This window comes from uncultured Corynebacterium sp. (assembly GCF_902489365.1).
In the GTDB taxonomy this organism is placed as follows: Bacteria; Actinomycetota; Actinomycetes; order Mycobacteriales; family Mycobacteriaceae; genus Corynebacterium.
The window spans coordinates 1-4,930 of record NZ_CABTZR010000121.1; the positions used below are offsets into that span (position 1 = coordinate 1).

The following is a 4,930-nucleotide window of genomic DNA, read 5'->3' on the forward strand; positions in this document are numbered from 1 at the left end:
AGGCTTGCAGCGATGCGTTTAGCACCATAAAGCCCGTGCTCATCATCGAAGATGGTCTTGATTCTTGCACCAATAAGAGCATCAGAGCATATCTTTAACCTGCGATTTTCGCGGGTGTTAACCCATTTGTAGAACGAGGATCGATTGAGCTTTAATACGTTGCACATCCGCTTGACCGAGTGGGGTGAATCCAAGACATTGCGGACCAAGGACAACCACCGCCCTCCCGAGCCTAAGGCCCGTGAAAAGTACCAATAAAATTAGAAAACTGGTTCTATTCCCATTTATATTCACTTAGGGTAGTTTCCCTTTTGAGGAAATCCCGCCTCATTTCCTCTCTCAAAGGAGACTGTTATGACCCCCAAAAAGCGCACTCGGCAGTTTGCAGCGCTGCTGATTGCCTCTGCTCTGAGCGTTTCCGTATCTAACTCAGCCGTTGCTTCCGCAGAAGAATTCCAAGACCACGGCGCCAAGGGAGGCTTTGCTTCCGGTGTGATGGCCGAGCTACTCGGCGAGGCAGCACCAGCCTTCACAACCTACTGGGCATCTGTCGGCCGGAAAGTTCGCTACCCTGCAGGTGGCGGTACCTGGGAGTACGGATTCTGGGACGCTAAGGCGCGTTCTTATTTCACCGTGAATCGGTGCCATACTTCGACTGTGATCGTCAACGACAGAAGGCAACGAAGCATCGACACCCGCGGCGGCCAGAAGTCGATCGCCGAGCTTTGGGCAACGAATTTGCCGGGCACTAAGGACAGCTACTACTACGACTTCTGCTAGAACTCATGCGTATTCGACCCCTAGTACTTGGGCTTTTGAGCCTACTTCTTGCTGCAGTCATCGCGACTACTGGGTGGCTGCTGACAGCCCTGGTTGACTCCACCAAGCCCTTGTCCTTAGGGGTCGAATCAACCTTTAGTCTTGACTACGTCGAGCCTAAGACTTCACTCGCGGAGGAACTTGAGTCAGACTACGCACCGACGGTAATCCGTAACTCACTGGTTTCATTGGCCGAGCAGAACGGCTACTCCATCTACCGGCTGACTGGCACCGATGACGCAAGCGGGACTTCCCACGAGGTTTTCATCCCGCTGGAGCAAAATTATCCAGCACCGGAACGCATTCCCAGGCTCAACCGGCCGGATGCCTTGAGCCAAGCGGCCAGTGAGCTTGGGTCGCTGGATTACCACGGTGACTACGTCTTGGTTCCCAAAGCAACGGGTGGCAATGCGAACCACTTCTACGAATCGGCCAGGAATGACGGGCTCAGGCTAAGCGAAAAGACGCAGTTCCTTCACCTCATCCAATCGGTCGTATTCCGCCTGCCCGCGTTGGTGGCGATCCTGTTTCTATTTGTCGTTTCCCTTTTTGCCCTGGTATTTGTTCTTCGGGTTTCCGGTCTTAGATTGGCAGCGCTGCGCACAATAAATGGCGGGCACCGCAGTCAAAAAGGCAATTGGCGGCAATGGACCTTTGTCATCCTCCCGCACCTAGTTCTCATTGGCCTTGCGAGTACATTCCTCGCCCGCCAAGGGAGCTATTCTTTTGCCTTCCTGTTCCTCAGGTTCTACGCCGCCGGGATAGGCTTGGCCCTGGCTACCACCGGTTTGGCCGTAGCCGTCACCGCCCCATTGTTGCGCCGCGCAGTAGCGCTGCTGGGGCAGCGTGCCCCCGCAGAGAAGGCGGCGGGAAAAGCGCTGAAAGTAATTTCGGTCTTTACCTGCGTGACCTTTGTGGCAGCGGGTCTTAGCTCAGCGGCTGCGCTCCGCTCCTACCAGCAGGAATCCGAGGCCCAACAGACCTGGAAATCTCTCGCGGAGTTTGGAGCCTTGCATTTTTCAGCCAACTTCGACGGCCCTGCTGGCCGCGTGGAAGAAGGCGAGCTCTTGCCGCCCAGTGTGCAGCAGAACTTCCGCGACTTCGCGCTCAGCTGGGAACGGGAGCACGGGGCTGTTCTCAGCCATACTTTGCCGAAAGAAGGTACCGGTGTGCCGGACTCCTGCCCCGTGGCACTTGCTAACCGCCAATGGCACGATCTGCAGGATTATCAGTTCCGTCCCGGAGACGACAACCACTCGGTCGACTATTCCGCAGCCCAAGAGCATTTCGCAGCTTCCGTGGATCTGTGGGCTCAGGAATCCGGCGACCTGCTCCTTAAATCTGCGCAAATTGGTCCGGTCAGTGCCGATCATGCGGTCGGATTCATTAGTGGAACAATGTCGGGGGAACTGGTTCCCGGCGATTGTTTTTACGTGCTTGAAACGGACGATCTATCCGGCTTCGACGCAGACTTCCTAAGCTCCACAGCTTCGAGTGAAAATTTGCTCTTCGCGGATTTCTCGGAACTGGGTCCAGAACTTACCGCTGCCGGCCTCGAAGGCTACGTGTACCCGGTACGCGCGGCCGATCGCGGTCTGGCCGAACTAGTAGCCAGCACGGCGCTGTTCTGGCTGAGTATCCTGAGCGCCCTCGGAGCTTTGCTCGCCACGCTTGCGGCCTTGATAGTCCAGGCGCGCATCCAGCTCCGAGTTCACCGTCGCCTCCTGGTACTCCTCCACAGCGCTGGGCAATCACCGGACAAAACGATGTGGCGACTATTCAAAAGCCAACTGGTCAGCCTGACAGTTGTCGTCATATTGTCCGTCCTGGCTCCGCTACTGCTTCCCAACCCGTTCCTCTACACCTTCACCGCGCTAAGCTGCCTTGTCTTAATCGTCTACCTCGGTTTTGTCCGTCTCAGTATTTCTCAGCACATGTCCGCCTCCCCTAGGAGTCACAATGTCATTGGCTAGCCCCAATCAGTCCCCCACTCTGCCGCCGGAGATTTCCACCTCTCATCTCTGTCTCGCCGCGGAATCGACCTATTCTGCGGGACGCAGCACGCGGACGGTGAAGAAGTCCCTCGTGGAAAATGCAACGTTTTCCCTACCCGGGCCAGGCTTTGTCGCCATCTGTGGGGCCAGCGGTTCCGGAAAGACTTTGCTGCTCAACACCTTGGCCGGGCTCCTGCCGCCGGCGGACGGCCTCCTCCGGATAGACGGCGAGAATGCCTCCGCGTGGAAGATGAAGCGAAGGCGGAGGTTCTGGCGAGAACGCGCAGCGATAATCCACCAAGACCACGGAATCATTCCCGAACTAAGCTGCGAAGATAACCTCACCCTCGGGCTATCCAGGAAGCAATACTCCAAAGAAGAATTGCTGCACTCCCTCGGCGAAGTCGGTCTTGATGTCCCCTTCGACGGGCCGGCAGCTATTCTCAGCGGAGGCGAGCAGCAGCGGCTGGCCATCGCCCGAGCCCTGCTCCGCGGCGCGGCTTATGTGTTCGCTGACGAGCCGACCGCCTCCCTCGACCCCACAAACCGCGACCAAGTTATCGCGCTCCTGCGGCGAGCTGCGGACGGGGGCGCACTCGTTCTGGCCGCCACGCACGATGCCGCAGTTATTGCTGCCGCTGACAACACCTTGCGCATCAATGATCGCCAGGTCACAGTCTCCGGCTCTGCGCGGGATTAAATCGCGATGCCCGCGGCCTTGGCCACCTTCCGGTACCCGGCCGCATGGTCCGCGACGCTGGCGTGGGCGTTGAGTCCGCTGGGGTTGTCGAGCACAAACAGGCGGGTGCCCTCCCACGGCGAGTCCTGCTCCCCGATGGCCGCCTTGGGCAGGCTAAAGGCCTTGCGGTAAGCGGTAATTCCCAGCACGGCCACGACCTTCGGGTGGTGTTTGCTAACGATATCGTCCAGGCGTGCCGGGGCCTGGCTCAGCTCGTCGGTGGTTAGCTCATCGGCGCGGGCGGTGGCGCGCGGAACGAGGTTGGACACGCCGATGCCACGTTCTTGCAGCTCGTCAAAGTCGGCGTCCGCGTAGCCGCCCGAGGCATCGAACTGGTGGGCAGTCAACCCAGCTCGGAAAAGGGCCGGATAGAAGCGGTTACCCGGGCGGGCGAAGTGCGCGCCGGTAGCGGCGGTCCACAGGCTCGGGTTGATGCCGACGAACAACAAACGCAACGGCTCCGGCAGTAGATCCGGCACGGTGGCGCCGCGGTAGGCGGCCAGGTCTTCTTGGCTAAAACGCAGGGCCTGACCCCCGGAAAGTAGATACGTCGGGGGTTAGCTATGCTGCTTGGGTCAGTGTAGCTGATGTGAGTGCTTCGAAGGTATCGGGGGCTAGAAGGTTGCACTAGGAGTGCCGTCTGCGGGTGTTGTAGCGCATGCACCATCGAAAGACTTCTTGGCGGCAGGTAATGGGATTGTCAAAGACTTTCCGATCACGCAAGACTTCACGTTTTAAGGTGGCGTTAAACGATTCTGCCAGGGCATTATCGGCACTCGTTCCCACCGCTCCCATGGATTGGCGCACACCAAGTTGGGCGCAGTGGTCCCCAAAAGCCTGTGAGGTGTACACACTGCCATGATCAGAATGGAAAATTGCCCTAGTAAGGTTTCCGCGGACTTTGCTGGCATGAGACAAAGCTTCGATAACCAGAGATACCCGCATGTGATCGGCTAGCGCATGACCGACAAGTTTGCGAGAGTAGACATCGATGACCGTGGCAAGGTACATGTTCTTGCCGCCCTTACACGGCAGGTAGGTGATGTCGCCTACATAGACGTGGTTCGGCCTGTCAGCGGTGAATTTGCGGCCTACTAGATCTGGCATGACTCGGTGACCAGGCTTGCGCCTAGTGGTGATGCATCGACGCCGTTTGGTAAAGCCTTTTAGCCCCATGGATTTCATGATGCGTGCGACCTTCTTGTGATATATCGGGCCGAAGTCCATATCGTCGTTGAGGCTTGCAGCGATGCGTTTAGCACCATAAAGCCCGTGCTCATCATCGAAGATGGTCTTGATTCTTGCACCAATAAGAGCATCAGAGCATATCTTTAACCTGCGATTTTCGCGGGTGTTAACCCATTTGTAGAACGAGGAT

General features: G+C 57.6%; 4 protein-coding genes and 2 pseudogenes. 3 read left to right on the plus strand and 3 right to left on the minus strand.

The window, feature by feature from the left end; all coding sequences use genetic code 11:
• Positions 1–182: pseudogene (locus RDN59_RS11435) on the minus strand (IS3 family transposase); the annotation flags it as partial.
• A 172-nt stretch (positions 183–354) separates the two neighbouring features.
• Between RDN59_RS11435 and RDN59_RS11440 the strand changes: the two are divergent.
• Genes RDN59_RS11440 through RDN59_RS11450 form a run of 3 tightly spaced genes read left to right on the plus strand, consistent with a single transcriptional unit; the run spans position 355 to position 3,513 of the window.
• Positions 355–780 (plus strand): lactococcin 972 family bacteriocin, encoded by a 426-nt coding sequence (locus RDN59_RS11440; protein WP_308607947.1) that lies wholly within the window; start codon positions 355–357, stop codon positions 778–780.
• Between the two features lie 5 nt (positions 781–785).
• Positions 786–2,792, plus strand: coding sequence for a hypothetical protein (locus RDN59_RS11445; protein WP_308607948.1), 2,007 nt, complete (start codon positions 786–788; stop codon positions 2,790–2,792).
• Complete coding sequence (locus RDN59_RS11450; protein ID WP_052750540.1) at positions 2,779–3,513, plus strand: ATP-binding cassette domain-containing protein; 735 nt, start codon at positions 2,779–2,781, stop codon at positions 3,511–3,513. Before RDN59_RS11445 ends, RDN59_RS11450 begins: the two co-directional genes overlap by 14 nt.
• On the opposite strand, the gene RDN59_RS11455 is transcribed toward RDN59_RS11450, so the two are convergent.
• Both RDN59_RS11455 and RDN59_RS11460 read right to left on the minus strand, forming a co-directional pair.
• Positions 3,510–4,076, minus strand: a complete 567-nt coding sequence (locus RDN59_RS11455; protein ID WP_046647918.1) for a mismatch-specific DNA-glycosylase — start codon at positions 4,074–4,076, stop codon at positions 3,510–3,512. The genes RDN59_RS11450 and RDN59_RS11455 overlap by 4 nt on opposite strands.
• Positions 4,077–4,113: 37 nt before the next feature.
• Positions 4,114–4,930 (minus strand): annotated as a pseudogene (locus RDN59_RS11460) (IS3 family transposase); the annotation flags it as partial.

What these genes read in the sequence shown, in the direction of transcription:
- RDN59_RS11440 (WP_308607947.1), top strand. Translation starts at nt 355, where the DNA reads ATGACCCCCAAAAAGCGCACTCGGCAGTTTGCAGCGCTGCTGATTGCC.
- RDN59_RS11445 (WP_308607948.1), top strand. Translation starts at nt 786, where the DNA reads ATGCGTATTCGACCCCTAGTACTTGGGCTTTTGAGCCTACTTCTTGCT.
- RDN59_RS11450 (WP_052750540.1), top strand. Translation starts at nt 2,779, where the DNA reads ATGTCATTGGCTAGCCCCAATCAGTCCCCCACTCTGCCGCCGGAGATT.